Source organism: Cohnella sp. GCM10027633, assembly GCF_042675445.1.
Classification (GTDB): Bacteria; Bacillota; Bacilli; order Paenibacillales; family Paenibacillaceae; genus Cohnella.
Genome location: NZ_JBHTGV010000004.1, coordinates 60,104 through 77,308, shown reverse-complemented (window position 1 = coordinate 77,308; position 17,205 = coordinate 60,104). Strand labels below are relative to the sequence as shown.

The window sequence follows — 17,205 nt, the reverse complement described above, 5'->3', positions numbered from 1 at the left end:
CCGCGACAACCGGGAATACCCTTGTTCATTACACGCTAAGTTAGAGCGCCTTCGTTATTTCCTTGTAGATCAATCTAATGTTGTCGTCATGGAAGTTCCGAATTCCGATCTCCACGGGCTTGCCTTCGTACACGAAGTCCCGGCCGGCCTCCACGATCCGTTCGAGGGACAGCCCTTGGCGGATGCCTTCGTTCGCGAGCGTCCGGATCCGGGCGATATAATCGTACGATACGGCGATGCGCCTGCGGATTTCGTCCGGTCCGTCGGCGGCGGGGCCGTGCTGGGTAACGACCTTCGAGATGCCGTAGCGGCCGATCATGTCTTCGAACTTGGCCAGCGTCTGCTCGTACGTTCGCGAAGAGGTGAAGATGAACGGGAACTCGACGTCGGACAGATAGTCGCCGACGATCGCGACGTCTCCGTAGACGGACACGATGCCGTCATCGGTGTGACCCTTGGCCTCGAAGAACGTTAAGCCCGCGATCGTATCCCCGTCGGTAACCTTGTTGTCGATAGGTACGCGCGGCATGAGGCCGGTCCACGGGCGATCGACGTAGAACTCGCTGTCGAATACGTATACCTTATCGATCATCCGCAGCTCGTTCGCTTCGTCCCACGACTTCGACGCAATGATCTTGTACCCTTCGAAGTCATGCACGCCGGCAATATGGTCCCAATCCGAGTGAGTCAGAATGAGGTAGCGCTCTTGATCGGGCGCTTCGAGCCGCCGCGCGAACTCCCGGATCTCGGCGACCTCGCTGTCGAAGTAGCACGGGTCGAATACGTATAAGGCGTTCTCGCCTTGGATAATGACGCTCATCATCTTCTGGATGTGGCTGGACCGGACGTAGACGCCGGGATACAGCTCTTGGATCATGTGCAGCCTCCTCCTCTACTTACCGATATAAGAAGCCGTCGAGCAGGGAAGCGCCGTCGACCGGCGTCTTGATCAGATCGCGCTGCAGGAAGAAGTCGGAGAATTCCGCCGTCCGCTTCGCGAGCTCGTCTTGCTTGTCGGTCAGCCAAGCGCGGCCTTCTTCTTCCGACGTCAGCTTGACTCCGTCCATCATCGCGATGACGTCTTCCTTGGTCGCCGACAGCTTCTCCGCGACGATCTGCGCGGCTTCGTCCGGATTGGTAAGGTAGAATTGCGTGCCCTTCTCGATCGCCTCGGCGTACTTGCGAAGCGCGTCGGGGTGTTCTTCGATCAGCTTGGCGGACGTCATATCGCCGTCGATGATGAGGTCCGGCGCGTCCTTGGTCGAGTACAGGATGTTGCCGCCGGCAGCGCCGGCTTCCGATAGATACGGCTCCCAAGTGACGGCCGCGTCTACTTTGCCGGTGAGGAACAACGGACCGGTCTGCTCGGGTCCCGTGCTCGTCAGATTGACGTCGGCGTCGGTGAGACCTACGGTTTGCAAGGCGTGGCTAAGCAGGAAGTGATTGACCGCCCCGATCGTAACCGCGACCGTCTTGCCCTTCAGATCGGCGATCGAAGCGATGCCGTCCTTGGCGACGAGGCCGTCGGCGCCGGCCGATTGGTCGGAGATGCGGAAGAACTTCAAGTCTTGCCCTTCCTGCTCGCTGCTCTTGACCATGACGGCCGTATCGAACGTCGTCGAGGCGATGTCGACGTTGCCGGTGAGGAGCGCTTGCGCCGACTCCGTCGGGCTCGCGAATTCGGAGAGCTTCACGTTAAGTCCGGCTTCCTTGAAGTAGCCTTTGGCGTCTGCGATGTATAACCCGGCCGAGCCCACCCAGAGGTTGTAACCGACTTTCAGCGATACCTCCTCATCGTCTTTGCCCGAGGACGAGCAAGCGGTAATAGCGATCGTGCTCATGACGGCGACCAACGTTAGCGACAGTTGTTTTCTCCACTTCATCCTTGTTGCCTCCTTTGTCTATGGGCGAAAAAAATAAAAAACCCGAGAGAGGAAGTGTAAGCTTCTCTCCCGGGTTTTTATCCCTCCGTGTAGCCGATGCGTCATCGGCCGTCCTCTCTCGGTCCAGTCCCCGCCAGGCGGGCGGAACCCTAGAGAACTTTATGTCATGTATTATTACACGTAAGTTTTGAGATTGGCAATATGTTTCTTTAAAAATTCATTTTTGCGTGAATTATGTGTAATGTTTATTGACATATAATTTTCGAAGGTGATAGGATGTCGCTACAACGTTAACGCAAAGGAGAACCCCTTATGACCTCGATTCAAGGGAAAGCCGCGCTGCTCATCATCGACGCGCAGAAGGGCTTCATGCCGACCGTGTTCGACGCGGACGCCACGGTGGCTCGCATCTCCCGGCTGCTCGCCGCCGCACGGGAAGCGGGCATACCGGTCATTCAATCGCAGGAGATGCATCGTAAGGAGGGAGTCGACTTCGGACGGGAGCTTGACGGCTCCGAGGGCATTCATTGCCTCGAGGGTACTCCAGACGTCGACATCGTCGACGAGCTTCGGCCGATCGACGGGGAGTATTCCATTATCAAGCGCCGGTACAGCTGCTTCTTCGCGACCGATCTCGATCTGCTGCTTCGGGGGCTGAACGTCAGTACCCTGATCGTGTGCGGATTTCTAACCGACGTATGCGTGCACTACACGTGCGCGGACGCCCATCAGCACGATTATCGCGTGAAGCTCGCGCGAGACGCCGTCAGCGGATCTTCGCGCGAAGCGCATGAAGCGTCGCTGAACGCGGTCCGGTACCTTCAGGCGGAAGCGCTCGTATCCGTGGACGACATCGTTGGCGCGCTGAGAGATTGAGAGCGTATTCGCGGATTAGAATTTTCTCAAACTTTTCTAATGAACGGCAATTTTTCCTGTCATGGCGGCGTTTTTCCTCTCCATGGTAAAGTTTAGGCTGCAACATTTGTGCTATCGTTGGATTGCGCATTAGCTAACCATGGAGGGATTAACAATGTTTGCACCTAAGCCTATATTCAGACAACTGACGACGCTGGGCCTCTGCGCCGCGATCGGGTTCGGAGCCATCGGCATCGGACAAGCCCAGCTGGCGCCGACGGCTTCCGCGGCGACGACTTTGGAGACGAAGGTTACGCTGGGCGTCAACCTGCGCGTCGGACCGAGCGCGAGCACGGGCGTCATTCGCATGATCAAGACCGGAGAGAAGGTACACGTCGTCGGTCAAGCGAACAGCAACTGGCTGCACGTATTCGATAAGTACGGCAATAGCGGTTACATATCTTCCGCCGACAAATATACGAACTACGCCGGTCCTAGCGGCGGCGGTTCCGCACCGAGCAGCTCGAAGGGGGCCCAGGTCGTCTCGATCGCCAAGAGCTATAAGGGGCGCGTCGACTACGCGTTCGGGGTTCGCAATCCGTCCAAGCTCATCTTCGATTGCTCGTCGTTCACGGAGTTCGTCTTCGCCAAAGTCGGCGTGGACTTGAAGTGGGGCACGGGCGCGCAGAAGAAAGCGGGCTCCTTCGCAAGCAAGAGCAGCCTTCGCGCGGGCGACCTCGTCTTCTTCGATACGGTGGGCAGCAACAACGGCGTCATCAACCACGTCGGCATCTACATGGGCAACGGCCAGATGGTCCACAACACGCCGTCCAAGAACGGAGTGACGACCAATTCGATCACTTCCGGCTATTGGTCGCAGCATTACGTGACGGCTCGCCGCGTGTTGTAAGCGGTCTTGCATACGGCGATAACCAAAAAGAACGAAGGCCCTGGGCCTTCGTTCTTTGCTTTATATGAGATTAGCGGTTCTTCAGCCGGTCGACTTCCATCTCCACGTTGGCGATTCGCTGATTCAGAAATCGGATATCCCCGCGCAGCTCCGTAGTCTCCGCTTCCCGTTCGATCGCGCTTCTGGCGACGGTGCCTTCCAAGCGCCGGACATCCAGCGTAAGCGCCTCGAGCTTCGCGTGCGTCAGCTCCTGCCCGTGCTTCAACGCGGCGGTGATCTGATACAGCTCGGCTTGTCCCGCGTTCAATCTTCCGATATCCTCTTCCACTTTCCCGAAACGATCGTGCAATCCTTGAATCCCATCCATAATCCGTTGCAATGCTTGTTCGCTCATCGTTCGTTCCCTCCGACCAGAGTATAGGATAACGTTCCGCCGGATTGTTCCAGAGGTCGATAGCTGGCGGATCGACGTGAAACTTCTGTTCCTAAGGCGATTATACAGGAACTTGCGTTCGCCCTCAATGGAAATGTTCTTGGTGCCTCCGTCTCATTCGTCGCCTAGATAGAAACCGTTTTACATGTATTTTCCAGTCTAAGATATGTAAAATACAGGGATTCGTCTTTAATTCCCGCAGTGAGATGTATGCGCTTACCTCTTATAATCTACTCATGAAGGAGGTGATCGTCGGAAGAGCGAACGGGCGAGAGTCAAAGGGAATAGGCAAGTAGCGGGTAGGCGAGCAGCGACGATATTCCAATCTCACATTTTCGGGAGGTAGATGATGTTTACGTTCAATAAGAAGATCGTATCGGTATGTCTTGCGGCGGCAATGGGCTTCGGCGTCTTCGCGGCGACCTCGAGCGCGGCGACGGATTACTGGCAGAACTGGACCGACGGCGGCGGCACGGTGAACGCGGTCAACGGATCCGGCGGCAATTACAGTGTGACGTGGACGAACACCGGCAACTTCGTCGTCGGCAAAGGCTGGAATACCGGTTCGGCCAATCGAGTCGTCAACTACAATGCGGGCATCTGGCAGCCGTCCGGCAACGGCTACTTGACGCTTTACGGATGGACGAGAAATTCGCTCATCGAATATTACGTCGTCGACAGCTGGGGGACGTATCGTCCTACCGGATCCCACAAGGGCACGGTGTCCAGCGACGGCGGCACGTACGACATCTACACGACGCAGCGCGTCAACGCGCCGTCCATCGACGGTACGAAGACGTTCACCCAGTTCTGGAGCGTGCGTCAGTCGAAGAGGCCGACCGGCAGCAACGTCGCGATCACGTTCGGCAATCACGTGAACGCGTGGAAGAGCAAGGGCATGAACCTGGGCTCGAGCTGGTCTTACCAAGTGCTCGCGACGGAAGGCTACCAGAGCAGCGGCAAATCCAACGTAACGGTGTGGTAATAAGGCGCCTTATGACCGCCTAAGCATCGGAAGCATTGCGCTAGCGTTCGATTAACGCTGCCGCCTACCTGCTACTTGCCTATTATCTTGGCGGAATCGTCCGATCCGGCAGTCCATGCAAGGGAGAATGCAATCATGACGATACGATGGGTTGTGCTGATCGTCTCCGCGATGGTTATCGTCAGCGCTTGTTCGCAAGAGCGGCCCGAGAAGACAGGCGAGCCCGAGGCGATAGCGATATCCGATCGCTTCGTATACGTCGAAGGCGGGCCTTTCGCGAACGCGAAGTCCAACTATTATGGACAGCGGGTAGCCTTGAATAGCTTCTATATCGGCAAGTACGAGGTCACCCAACGAGAGTGGACCGAAGTCATGGGGAGCAACCCTTCTTCGTTCCAAGGTGACGACTTGCCGGTAGAGAAGGTGAGTTGGTACGAAGCCGTGGCGTACTGCAATAAGCGCAGCGAGCAAGAGGGCTTGCGGCCGTATTACGCGATAGACAAGAATCGAATCGATCCATTGAACCGAAGCGAATTCGATACGCTCAAATGGACGGTTACGATCAACGAAGGCGCTAACGGTTATCGGCTGCCTACCGAAGCGGAGTGGCAGTACGCGGCCGGCGGCGGGCAGAAGAGCAAGAGCTACGCCTACAGCGGGAGCGATGACGTCGACGAGGTCGCGTGGTATTGGAAGAACGCCGGGGACAAGCCGCTATCGGGAGATTGGAATTGGCCCCTGGTAGAGAACAATCGGAACCGGACGAAGCCGATCGGTACCAAGCTGCCGAACGAGCTCGGACTGTACGATATGTCGGGCAACGTAAGGGAGTGGTGCTGGAACGGGTACGGGCCGTCGGAGGACAGCAGCAACTCGACCCGGATCGTGAAGGGCGGGAGCTGGATGGGCGAAGCCGGCGTGCTGTCGTACTTAAGCGATTTCGAGGCGAACGGCGTAGGCCCCGATCAGGGGTTGCGAATCGTGCGCGACGGGTAGAACGCAAGTTGAATACGAACCCCGAGGCCGTCCTTAACGAAGGGCGGCCTTCGCGTTTCATTAAATTTTGCACGATTCGTGCGTATTCGCGCCGTCAATGCGTTAATGTTAAGGATAGGCAGTCCATTAACGTCGCAAGGGAGTCGTGTCGTATGCCGCAAGGCAAGTGGTTTCGCATCGGTTATGGCATCATCGTCGTCCTGTTGATCGCCTACTTGGCTTCGAAGGTCGACTACGTATTCGATCCGATCGGCAAGGTGCTGGCCGCGTTGTTCGTACCGCTGTTGATCTCGGGCATGTTCTATTATCTGTTCCGGCCGTTCGTGAGAGTGCTATCGATCAAGCTGCCGAAGACGTTCGCTATCGTGATCGTATACATCGGCGCCATCGGCGTCTGCTACTTGTTCTTCCTCATGATCTGGCCGCCGATCCGGGAACAGTCGATCAACCTCGTGGACAACTTCCCGACGATCGTCGAATCGGTCCGGTCGTGGCTCGAATCCGCGCAACAGCATCAGTGGCTGCAGGAGATCGGGCAGAAAGACGCGCTCTCCACCGAGAATCTCACGTCCAAGCTGACCGGGTCGCTCGACGAGATACTCAATTCCGTCGTGGGCAGCGTACGCGGCATGTTCAACGTAATCATGAACTTCTTCTTCCTGCTCGGCCTCGTGCCGTTCATGATCTACTACTTGCTGAGCGAAGGGGATAAGTTCCCGAATCTCGTCCTGCGCATGCTGCCGGATCGCTATCACGGCGAGATGAGAGGGGCGCTCAAGGAGATCGACGCGTCGATCGGGTCGTTCATCCTGAGCAAGGTGCTCACTTCTCTGGTCATCGGCATGCTGACTTTCATCGGTTACGTGCTGATCGATATCCCTTATCCGCTGCTGCTCGGTCTAATCGCCGCGATCACGAACTTCATTCCGTACATCGGACCGCTGATCGCCTTCATTCCGACGGCGGTCGTCGCGCTCACCGTCTCTCCGACGGCCGTCCTATTGGTCGGCGTCGTGCTCGTCGTCTCGAACCAGATCGAATCGAACGTGATCGGTCCGCGCATTATCGGCAAGCAGATGAAGGTGCATCCGCTCACCGTCATGCTGCTCGTCATCGGCGCCAGCGCGATCATCGGCCCCGTCGGCATGATCATCGTCGTTCCGGTGTACGCGATCGTCAAGATCGTCGCGGTCCGGGCGTATAAGCTATATAAGCTGAATCGAATCGTATAACGGCTTCCTCGTAACCGTCGACGATGCGCCATCCTTCGCCGAGCCCCGATCTTTCGCGGGCTCGGCGTTTTTTTATTTTGATGCGCTTCCGTACCCTGTTGTATACTGGTAATTATAGGACAGCATTCGACAGATTCCGAGATTGGGGAGGGAAGCTTCTTGCATCACATTCATGGCTCTTACGATACGTTGCTGATCGTGTTCTCGTACGTGGTCGCGGTCGTCGCTTCATATACGGTGTTGGATTTGGTAGAGAGAATCATCGCTACGGACGGATGGAGAAAATGGACGTGGCTGACGTTCGGAGCGGTGGCGATGGGGATGGGCATCTGGTCGATGCACTTCGTCGGCATGCTGGCGTTCACGTTGCCGGTGACCGTCAAGTACGAGCTCGGAACGGTGCTGCTGTCTATCGTCGCGGCGGTCGCCGGCTCGTTCGCCGCGCTCTGGATCGTGAGCGCGGGCGCGTTGAACGCGCGGCGTCTCATCGGGGGCGGCGTCATGCTGGCCGTCGGCATCTGCGCGATGCACTACATCGGGATGGCGGCCATGGTAATCGATATTACGTACGACCCGCTCTATTTTACCTTATCGGTCGTCATCGCGTTCGTCGCCTCGGTATCGGCGCTGTGGCTATCGCTATACTTCCGAAGGGGCGGGAAGACCGGCGCCGGTTGGATGAAGATCGGCAGCGGGCTCATCATGGGCGGGGCGATCGTCGGCATGCATTATACCGGGATGGCCGCGGCGAACTTCCACGTCGGCGCGAAGGTGCTGACCGATTCGGGCGTCGAGCTCGATCAGAGGTGGCTCGCGTACTTGATCTCGGGAGGCACGCTGTACACGCTCGGACTTAGCATTCTGGGCATGTTCATCTCGAAGAAATTCTCGAACAAGGACTCGGAGATTCTGTCCAAGACGAACGAGATCCATAAGATGAACCTCGAATTGCGGCTGATGAACGACCGTCTGGAAGATCTGGTGGCGGAGCGCACCGCGCAGTTCGAGCAAGCGCGGGACGAGGCGGTCCGGGCGAACATGATCAAGAGCCAGTTCCTCGCGAACATGAGCCACGAATTGCGCACGCCGCTTAACGCGATCATCGGGTACAGCGAGATGCTCGGAGAGGAAGCCGCGGAGCTCGGCGAGCCGATGTTCGTCGACGACCTGGGCAAGATCAGCAAGTCGGGCAAGCATCTGCTGGCGCTCATTAACGACATTCTGGACATCTCGAAGATCGAGGCCGGCAAAATGGAAGTGTACGTCGAGACGTTCGAAATCGCCGATCTCGTGCGGGACGTGGTCGAGACGGTGAAGCCGTTGATGGCTGCCGGAGGCAACCGGTTCGAATACGAAGTGTCGCGGGGCGAGATCTCGACCGACATGACGAAGCTCAGGCAAATTCTGTTCAACCTGCTCAGCAATGCCAGCAAGTTCACCAAGGACGGCAGCGTGGTGCTCGAGGTAGCCGGCGAGAACAGGAACCGGCAGGACGGGTATCGGTTCACGATTCGGGATACGGGCATCGGCATGAGCGCCGAGCAGGCGGACAAGCTGTTCCAGCCGTTCATGCAGGCGGACGCCTCGACGACGCGCAAATTCGGAGGCACCGGACTTGGCCTGGCGATTACGCGTAGCTTCTGCCTCATGCTGGGCGGCGATATCGAAGTCCGCAGCGAACCGGGCGCGGGCAGCACGTTCACCTGCTGGCTGCCGGCGGGGACGGAAGGACAAGAGGAATCTTCTTCTGCCGTCGGCATGCCGTCGACTGAGCCGAGTCAAGTCAGCGTGCTGCTGATCGACGACGAACCGTTGAACGGGCAACTGATGAAACGATACTTGGACAAGGAAGGCTGGACGCTGGCGTTCGCGAGCAGCGGGCAGGAAGGACTCCGGCTCGCGAAGGAACTGCGCCCGAAGGTCATCTGCCTCGACATCCTGATGCCGGGCATGGATGGGTGGAGCGTCTTGCAAGCGATCAAGAGCGATCCCGAGCTGCAGGATACGCCGGTCGTCATCTGGTCGATGACCGGGGACAAGTCGATGGGGTACGCGCTCGGGGCGTCGGAATTCCTCATGAAGCCGATCGACCGCAACCGCTTGCTCGGGATGATGGACAAGTACGTGACGAGCCGCTCCGACCAAGCGGTATTGGTCATCGAGGACGATAGCGCGACGAGCGAGCTCATGGCGCGGCTGCTGCAGAAGGAAGGCTACGCCGTGCTCCGCGCGGGGAACGGGCTGGAAGCGTTGGCCTGCATGGAGAAGCGGACGCCGCGGCTCATTCTGCTCGATCTGATGATGCCGGAGATGGACGGCTTCCAGTTCGTCGCCGAGCTGCGCAAGCGGGAGATCTGGGACGACATTCCGATCGTCGTCGTGTCGGCGAAGACGGTAACGCCGGAAGACCGGATCAAGCTGAACGGTTACGTGAAGGGCATTCTTCGCAAAGGCGAGTTCGACCATCGGGCGCTGCTGCAGGAAATCCGCAAATTCGTGAACGTTGAAGGAGGCCGGCCGGGATGACCGTCGTCTTGCTCGTGGAAGATAACGAACTGAATCGGGACATGCTGTCGCGCCGGCTCTCCCGCCGCGGCTACGAAGTGGCGACGGCGGAGGACGGAGAGCAAGGCATCGAGCTGGCGACGCGGCTGCGTCCGGACGTCGTCCTGATGGACATGAGCTTGCCGGTCATCGACGGCTGGGAGGCGACGCGCCGGCTCAAGCGGGCGCCGGAGACGAACGGCATTCCGATCATCGCGCTGACGGCGCACGCGATGGATGCGGATAGAGCCAAGGCGCTAGAGGCCGGGTGCGACGACTTCGATACGAAGCCGGTCGACTTGGAGCGATTGTTGGGCAAGATCGAGGCGATTGCCGGACGAATCCGGCAGAATGGGGAATGACAGTGGACAGATTATCGACAACGGACGCTTGCATATTGATTGTCGACGACCAGGAATACAATATTAGCTTGCTTGCTAGAATCTTGCAGCGCGCGGGATTCGCCAGGGTGCACAGCACGATGGACCCGCTGCAGGTCGACGCGCTCTTGGCGGAGCACGATCCGGACATCGTGCTGCTCGACATGCACATGCCCGGCATGGACGGGCTCGAGGTGCTGAAGAAGATTCGGGAGCATGCGGGCGCGGACAATTATTTGCCCGTGCTCATGCTGACGGCGGATACGACGTCCGACGCGAGGCAGCGGGGGCTGCAAGCGGGGGCCAACGACTTCCTGACGAAGCCGTACGACCGGACGGAAGTCGTGCTGCGGATGAACAATCTGCTGAAGACGCGATTCTTGCATTTGCAGCTTCAACAGCACAACAACACGCTGGAAGAGAAAGTACGCATACGGACGGCGGAGCTCGAGCAATCGAAGCACGAGATTCTGCGGCTGCTGGGCAGGGCTTCCGAGTATCGGGACGACATGACCGGGCAGCATACGCTTCGCGTGGGAGAGCTGGCCGGCGTCATCGCGGAACGGCTCGGCCTCTCTTCGCACCAAGTGCAGCGGATCCGGCTGGCGGCGCCGCTCCACGATATCGGGAAGATCGGCGTGCCGGACGACATCCTGCTCAAGCCCGGCCGGTTCGAGCCGGAGGAATTCGAGCGGATGAAGACGCACACGACGATCGGGGCGGACATGCTCGCCGACAGCTCGTTCGACGTGCTGATGCTGGCGGGCATTATCGCCCGTTCGCACCACGAGAAGTGGGACGGAACCGGCTATCCGCACGGGCTGCGGGGAGACGAGATTCCGCTCGAGGCGCGCATCGTGGCGCTCGCCGACTTCTACGACGCGCTGACGCACGAGCGTCCGTACAAGCGGGCTTGGACGCAAGAAGAGACGTTGGACGAGATTCGGCGCCAGCGCGGCGCGCACTTCGATCCGCGCGTGGTGGACGCGCTGCTGGAGTCGTTCGGGCGGGTGGGATAGAGTAGCCGTCCAAACCCTGGATCTCGCCCCGCAGGGGTGCGCAGAAGGAGGAGATCCCCGTCGTTAACGGTTACTAGGTTCAAAGTTAATGTAACGAACAATGGCGACGTCAAGGAGATTATCCTTGCGTCGCCATTGTTCGTTACGGAGTCCCCGGGATAAGAGATCATTGGCGAAGGAACGCCACGATCAATTTGTCCAGCTCGCGGAATTTGTTCGACGTGGCCGGGTCGGTCTCGGCGAATAGCCGTTCCGGCTGTCCCTCGACCTCTTCGTGCAGTCTTACGATCGAATCGAGCAACCGGCGTGCCTCTTCTTGAGAAGCTTCCTCCGGGGATATCGGACGCCGGTGAGGCGAGCCGTTCATGTATTCGACGATTAGATTGTCCAGTCGCTGCGAGACGCGAATGACGAGAGGATCCTGGATGCCGTGTCGTTCGGCCAACCGATGCATCGCCCTGCGCAACCGTTCGATCTTTCTTAGCAAGCGCCACACTCCCTTTTCTCATATGCTGCGTTAAGTATGAGAAAAGGGATGCCTAGGCGGAGGCGTCGGCGGTTCGTTCCCGCGCTTCGAGATCAGTTGCCGCGTGTTCTTCGCGTACGTTTTCCTGCCGATCAACCGAATCGCGGCGCTCTCGGCGACGATCGCGTCCGAATGCTTGGCGTACGTAGCGCCGCCGCTATGTCCCGCCGCCGGAGGCTGCGGATTCGGCGCGGCGGGAGACGCGACCTCGAGGATGACGTCGCTCGCCCGCGGCGCCTGTTCGTCGCGGGTCGTTCGTAACGACTTCCGCGCGTGCTTCGGACTTGCGTCGTCGTTAGCGATGGCGTCGCACTTCTTTCGAACTTGCTTCGCGAACGGAGCCTTGGCGGGCGCCGAGTCGGCGAGCGTACCCGTTGGAATGACGGGCTTATTGTCGCTCTCCGCTACGAGCAGCCCGGCTGCGGGCGAATCGGGTTCGAGCGCCCGTTCCTGAGGCTGCTCGGATGCCGTCTGCTCCGCTTGCGGACTTGGCGTCGGCTCCGTTGCCGGCTCGCTTGCCGGCTGCGAAGGCGTAGTCGGCAATGGCGGCGATGGCTGCGGCAGCGTCGGCGCCGGAGTCGGCGGCAACGGCGGAGGTGGCACCGGCAGAACCGGCAGCTCCGGCAGCGGTAACGATCGCGTTACATCTTCGATCGTCGTCTCCGCTAAGTCGACGACTTGCTCGGCAATGTCCGACGTTCCGCCGACTACGGTACCTACCGCTTCCGTTACCGGGGAGAGCGTGCCGTCCAACGTATTCGCGACGATATCCAATCTAGTCGCTACGCCTTCCGCCGACAGCAACGCCTCGTCCACGGTCAGAAGTTCCGTAACGCCGTTAACGAGATTGCTCGGCGCTTCGACCGTCGTCCTTACGGTTTGATCGAGCAGGGTAACGACCGTGCCCGCGAGGTCGAAGAGACCGCTCGTCGTTCTCTCGGTCGGCAAGTCCGGCGGCAATCCGGCTTCCGCTCTGTCGCCGCCGCAGAACAGGGCGATGCAGAAGAGGGCGCCAATGCCCAACGTTCCGATCCCGAGCTTCATTATTGTCACCCCCTTTCCCGTTGAGTCGGACTACGACGGGCAGAGTGAAGCCTGCTGACGAATAGATGTGGACTATTATAGAGGACTGTCGACGAGATGTCCTAAGGTAAGAGGCAAAAAAAGCCAAAATGCCTACGAAATCGGGCGAATGAGCCTATAGCGACAACATTCGCGCCGGGAATTCGACAGCGATGATTTTCAATGGAACAGGGCGGAGAAACTATACTAGGGAAGTGGATCAAGAGAAAGACAACTAGCGAACTCGAAGCGAGGTTAACGGAAGATGGATGCTTCTCGTTTGATGGACTTGCTTCCAGGGATGACCAACGAGATGGAAGACTCGATCTATATCATGGAAGCGGATCGCGGGCAGTTCCGCTACGTCTTCGTTAATCGGGCGGCGACCCGGTTGAGCGGAATCGCGATGGACGCCGCCGGCAAAACGTTCTTCGAAGCGAATACGCCCGAGATGGCTGCCTATCTGCAACCGAAATACACGCGAGTCGTGCAAGAACGACGGACGATCCGGTTCGAGGACGGCGTGGTTCTCCCGAACGGAATCGTCAGCGGCGAGAGCATACTGAATCCGATCTACGGAGACGACGGGGAAGTGCAATACGTCGTCTGCATTACGAGGGACACGACCGAGCGACGGGGTTACGAGGATAAATTGCTGCATTTCGCGTATCGCGACGATCTAACGCAGTTATATAATCGAAGGTACTTATTCGAGAACATAGCCAATCTGGAATCGATCTATCTATTCGATCTGGATTACTTCAAGAAGATCAACGATACGTTCGGCCATGGCGCCGGGGACGCAGTGTTGGTCGAGGTCGCCTCGCGCATGGAGCGCGCGTTCGAACGCGACCATCTGCTCGTCAGGCTCGGAGGAGACGAATTCGTTGTCGCCAAGTCGGGAGGCGAGCTTACGCCGGAGGAAGTCGTCGCGAGAATCAAGGGGATGTTCGACGACACGTTCCGGGTGCACGACCGGCAAGTGAAGCTGAGCGCAAGCATCGGCGTCGCGCTTCGCCGCAGGGACGAGGATGCCTATACGCTGCTTAAGCAAGCGGACATCGCGCTCTACCGGGCGAAAGGCAACGGCAGGAAGACGCACCACGTCTACGAGCTCGATATGAAGTACGAGCACGTCGAGAACTTCATTCACGAACTGGAGCTATCGAACGCGCTCGAACGCGGGGAACTCGGCCTTGTCTATCAGCCGATCTATAATTATCAATTCAAGAGAATCATCGGTACGGAGGCGTTGCTGCGGTGGAATCGCGGCGGCGCGGATTTCATCCCGCCCGCGGACTTCATCCCGATCGCGGAGGAGACCGGGTTGATCATCCCGATCGGTTACTGGGTCATTCACGAAGCATGCAAGTTCTGGCAACGATTCGGAAGCTCGTTCGGGGAGCCGTTCAAGCTCTCGATCAATATCTCGAGCGTTCAATTGAACGATGCGGATTTCGTCGATAATCTGTTGCTGATACTGAAGCGCGAAGGGATATCGCCTCGCGTGTTCGAACTGGAGATTACGGAGAGAACCGTCATTCACAACGTGGCGTCCGTTCGGCAGACGCTGGGGAGATTGAGAAAAGCGGGGTTCACGGTGGCGCTCGACGATTTCGGAACGGGTTATTCCTCCTTGAACATGCTGACGTCGCTTCCGCTCGACAAGCTGAAGATCGACAAGTCGTTCATTCGGGATTCGAACGTGCCGTTCATTACGTCGATTCTCATGATGGCTAACGCGCTCAAGCTCGAAGTCATCGTGGAAGGCGTGGAGGACGAGTCTCAATTCCGGATGCTGTCCAGCATGAACTGCTGGGGGCTTCAAGGGTACTACATCAGCATGCCGCTAGGGCACGAGCAGATCGCGGCGACGATAGAGCGCCGAGATTGGCGGGAGAGACTGTCTCCGTATTCATGATTCGTGCTTAGGCGGAGATGTGTTAAACTCGATAATTCATGTTTATATAGCGCTGATTGGAGCGAATGGGTTATTTTAATCGAAATATCGCTTATATTAGACCCCCATCCCGTTTATTTGGAGAATGGTATTTGAATAATCAAATACAATTGCCTCACAGCAGCAAAACTGCTTAAATCTATTCAAAATATCGTATACATGCAAGAGCCAGCGTCAAACTACCGCGAAAGATAACGGCGATAAACAAAACGATGGCGGCCCTGGGTACACCCCGAGGCCGCCAGTTCGTTATAACCTAGAACGCCCAATTGCCGCCCCGGAACACCGGCTCGACCCGGCCGTCCTTCGCGATGCCGTCGATATCCATCTCGGCGGAGCCGATCATGAAGTCGACGTGCAGGATGCTCTGGTTCAGGCCGGCTTGGACCAGCTCCTCGCGGGACATGGCCGTTCCGCCCTTCACGCAGGTCGGATAAGCGTTGCCGAGCGCGAGGTGATTGGAGGCATTCTCGTCGAACAGCGTGTTGAAGAAGACGAGATTCGAATCGGAGATCGGCGACCGGTGCGGCACGAGCGCGGCTTCGCCGAGGTATCGCGACGTATCGTCCAGATCGAGCATCTCCTTCAAGGAGTCGTAGCCCCGCTCGGCGGAGAAGTCGACGACGCGTCCGTTCTCGAACGTCAGGCTGAAGTTCTCGATCACGTTCCCTTGGTAACTGAGCGGCTTCGTGCTGCGCACGACGCCCTTCGTGCCTTCCCGATGGGGCGCCGTGTACACCTCTTCGGTCGGGATGTTCGGATTGAACGTATTGCCCGACTCGTTATGGGAGATGCCGCCGTTCCACAGGTGATCGTCCGGCAACGCGATGACGAGGTCCGTTCCCGGTCCCCGGTAATGCAGTTGCTTGTATTGCTTGCCGTCCAGATAGGCGCGCTTCTCCAGCAAGGCGTTGTTGTGCGCTTCCCAAGCTCGCACGGGATCGTCCTCTTGGACGCGTACGGCGCGGAAGATCGCTTCCCATAACGCTTCGACGGCGGCCGGCGCGTCCAGGTCCGGGAACACGAGCTTCGCCCAGCCGTCCGATGGCGCCGCGACGATGGACCAGGTCATTCTTTTCGAAGACATGTACTTGCGGAACGTGGTTAACGCGGCCGAGGAGACGCGCGAGTAGTCCGCGATTCGCTTCGGGTCGATTCCCTTCAACAGCTCGGGATCGTCGGACTTGATGAGCAGATAGGCGCCGCCTTGCTCCGCCAGCTCGGTCATCGCTTGCGCCCGCCAAGCGGGGTAACGGGCGAACGCTTCGTCCGGCGCGAGGCCGTAAGTCAGCTTCGTTACTTCCTCGTCCCGCCACTCGACGTGGACTTGCTTCGCTCCCTCTTCGTAAGCGCGCTTCACGACGAGACGCACGAGCTCCGGAAGATGAACGGGGGCGTTGATCCATAGCTCCTGCCCGGGCCGGATATGTACCGCCGTGCGGACGATCAGGTCCGCGTATTTCGTCAGATCGATTGTCGATGGCATCGGATATTCCTCCTGTTCTATGCCGAGTGTAACACTGGAGGAGAGTCGAATCCAAGTATGCTATAGTGAATAGTATGAGGACACAGATCTCGGTAGAAGGAGCGAATCCGACATGAACGTGACAGAGGTCATGCAAGAGCTCGAGTCGATGGGCAAGGATCGACTGAAGAAGATGTACATGGCCAACGGAGCGCAAGAGCCGCTATTCGGCGTGGCGACCGGCGAGATGAAGCCGATCCTCAAGAAGACGAAGCTGAACCAGAAGCTGGCGGAAGAGCTGTACGCCACGGGCAACTACGACGCGATGTACTTCGCGGGCGTCATCGCGGAGCCGAAGGCGATGACCGAGTCGGACTTCGAGCGCTGGATCGATGGAGCTTACTTCTATATGGTATCCGATTTCATCGTCTCGGTAACGTTGGCGGAGGCGGATATCGCGCAGCAGGTGGCCGACAAGTGGATCGCCGGCGACGACGAGCTGAGAAGGTCGGCAGGTTGGAATTGCTACTGCTGGCTGCTCGGCAACCGCAAGGATAACGAATTCGACAAGGACAAGCTGGAGGGCTTGCTGGAGTTTGCGAAGAACACGATTCACGACGCGCCGAAGCGCGCGAAGATCGCGATGAACCAATTCGTCTACACGGTGGGCATCTCCTACGTTCCGCTTCACGAGCGGGCGATCGAGATCGCGAAGGCGATCGGCCCGGTCGAGGTGGTCGGCAAGGACCGGAAGCCGAAGCTCTTGAACGCTCTGGAGACGATCGAGAAGGAAATCGAGCGCGGCAAAATCGGGTTCAAGCGCAAGCACGTCCGGTGTTAACTTATCTGAGGACCTTCGCGAATAGAAATCGCGAGGGTTTTCCTGTTTTCAGAGGATTTTACTGTCGAAACGTGGAAATAAAATGAAGCCGGCTACGTCATGACAGAGGAGAAC

General features: G+C 58.3%; 16 protein-coding genes and 1 riboswitch. Of the genes, 10 read left to right on the top strand and 6 right to left on the bottom strand.

Annotated features, from left to right (window positions below; genetic code table 11):
* Positions 1-40 precede the first annotated feature (40 nt).
* Complete coding sequence (locus tag ACFQZG_RS11945; RefSeq protein WP_378152700.1) at positions 41-877, bottom strand: MBL fold metallo-hydrolase; 837 nt, start codon at positions 875-877, stop codon at positions 41-43.
* A 19-nt stretch (positions 878-896) separates the two neighbouring features.
* Positions 897-1,883: an ABC transporter substrate-binding protein gene (locus ACFQZG_RS11940; protein ID WP_378152698.1), complete on the bottom strand. Its 987-nt coding sequence runs from the start codon at positions 1,881-1,883 to the stop codon at positions 897-899.
* A gap of 64 nt (positions 1,884-1,947) precedes the next feature.
* A riboswitch (guanidine-I (ykkC/yxkD leader) is annotated at positions 1,948-2,047 on the bottom strand.
* 148 nt (positions 2,048-2,195) lie between these two features.
* Between ACFQZG_RS11940 and ACFQZG_RS11935 the strand changes: the two genes are divergently transcribed.
* Positions 2,196-2,759 carry a cysteine hydrolase family protein gene (locus tag ACFQZG_RS11935; protein ID WP_378152696.1) on the top strand — a complete coding sequence of 188 codons (564 nt, stop codon included), beginning with the start codon at positions 2,196-2,198 and terminating at the stop codon, positions 2,757-2,759.
* Between the two features lie 154 nt (positions 2,760-2,913).
* Entirely contained in the window at positions 2,914-3,648 is a 735-nt protein-coding gene (locus ACFQZG_RS11930) for a C40 family peptidase (RefSeq protein WP_378152694.1), read from the top strand.
* A gap of 70 nt (positions 3,649-3,718) precedes the next feature.
* Here the strand turns inward: ACFQZG_RS11930 and ACFQZG_RS11925 are convergent, their stop codons facing one another.
* Positions 3,719-4,042, bottom strand: coding sequence for a hypothetical protein (locus ACFQZG_RS11925; RefSeq protein WP_378152692.1), 324 nt, complete (start codon positions 4,040-4,042; stop codon positions 3,719-3,721).
* Between the two features lie 388 nt (positions 4,043-4,430).
* On the opposite strand from ACFQZG_RS11925, the gene ACFQZG_RS11920 reads away from it, so the two are divergent.
* The 6 genes from ACFQZG_RS11920 to ACFQZG_RS11895 all read left to right on the top strand — a co-directional run bounded on the left by ACFQZG_RS11920 (position 4,431) and on the right by ACFQZG_RS11895 (position 11,237).
* A complete protein-coding gene (locus ACFQZG_RS11920) occupies positions 4,431-5,066 on the top strand; it encodes a glycoside hydrolase family 11 protein (protein WP_378152691.1) in 636 nt (211 codons plus the stop codon).
* Positions 5,067-5,201: 135 nt separating this feature from the next.
* Positions 5,202-6,062, top strand: coding sequence for a formylglycine-generating enzyme family protein (locus ACFQZG_RS11915; RefSeq protein WP_378152689.1), 861 nt, complete (start codon positions 5,202-5,204; stop codon positions 6,060-6,062).
* 152 nt (positions 6,063-6,214) lie between these two features.
* Positions 6,215-7,294 carry an AI-2E family transporter gene (locus ACFQZG_RS11910; protein ID WP_378152687.1) on the top strand — a complete coding sequence of 360 codons (1,080 nt, stop codon included), beginning with the start codon at positions 6,215-6,217 and terminating at the stop codon, positions 7,292-7,294.
* Between the two features lie 159 nt (positions 7,295-7,453).
* Entirely contained in the window at positions 7,454-9,820 is a 2,367-nt protein-coding gene (locus tag ACFQZG_RS11905) for a hybrid sensor histidine kinase/response regulator (protein WP_378152686.1), read from the top strand.
* Entirely contained in the window at positions 9,817-10,200 is a 384-nt protein-coding gene (locus ACFQZG_RS11900) for a response regulator (protein WP_378152684.1), read from the top strand. The genes ACFQZG_RS11905 and ACFQZG_RS11900 overlap by 4 nt, the downstream gene beginning before the upstream one ends.
* The gene (locus tag ACFQZG_RS11895; protein WP_378152683.1) at positions 10,197-11,237 is read left to right on the top strand and encodes an HD-GYP domain-containing protein; all 1,041 of its coding nucleotides are present in this window, start codon (positions 10,197-10,199) and stop codon (positions 11,235-11,237) included. Before ACFQZG_RS11900 ends, ACFQZG_RS11895 begins: the two co-directional genes overlap by 4 nt.
* A gap of 166 nt (positions 11,238-11,403) precedes the next feature.
* Here ACFQZG_RS11895 and ACFQZG_RS11890 read toward each other — a convergent pair whose 3' ends face one another.
* Both ACFQZG_RS11890 and ACFQZG_RS11885 read right to left on the bottom strand, forming a co-directional pair.
* Positions 11,404-11,724, bottom strand: a complete 321-nt coding sequence (locus tag ACFQZG_RS11890; RefSeq protein WP_378152681.1) for a Spo0E family sporulation regulatory protein-aspartic acid phosphatase — start codon at positions 11,722-11,724, stop codon at positions 11,404-11,406.
* Positions 11,725-11,754: 30 nt separating this feature from the next.
* A complete protein-coding gene (locus ACFQZG_RS11885) occupies positions 11,755-12,807 on the bottom strand; it encodes a hypothetical protein (RefSeq protein ID WP_378152679.1) in 1,053 nt (350 codons plus the stop codon).
* A 283-nt stretch (positions 12,808-13,090) separates the two neighbouring features.
* Between ACFQZG_RS11885 and ACFQZG_RS11880 the strand changes: the two genes are divergently transcribed.
* Positions 13,091-14,746 carry a putative bifunctional diguanylate cyclase/phosphodiesterase gene (locus ACFQZG_RS11880; RefSeq protein ID WP_378152677.1) on the top strand — a complete coding sequence of 552 codons (1,656 nt, stop codon included), beginning with the start codon at positions 13,091-13,093 and terminating at the stop codon, positions 14,744-14,746.
* Positions 14,747-15,041: 295 nt separating this feature from the next.
* Here the strand turns inward: ACFQZG_RS11880 and ACFQZG_RS11875 are convergent, their stop codons facing one another.
* Complete coding sequence (locus tag ACFQZG_RS11875) at positions 15,042-16,271, bottom strand: aminopeptidase (RefSeq protein WP_378152675.1); 1,230 nt, start codon at positions 16,269-16,271, stop codon at positions 15,042-15,044.
* 112 nt (positions 16,272-16,383) lie between these two features.
* Here ACFQZG_RS11875 and ACFQZG_RS11870 point away from each other — a divergent pair, with 112 nt between their 5' ends.
* Entirely contained in the window at positions 16,384-17,091 is a 708-nt protein-coding gene (locus tag ACFQZG_RS11870) for a DNA alkylation repair protein (RefSeq protein ID WP_378152673.1), read from the top strand.
* Positions 17,092-17,205 lie beyond the last annotated feature (114 nt).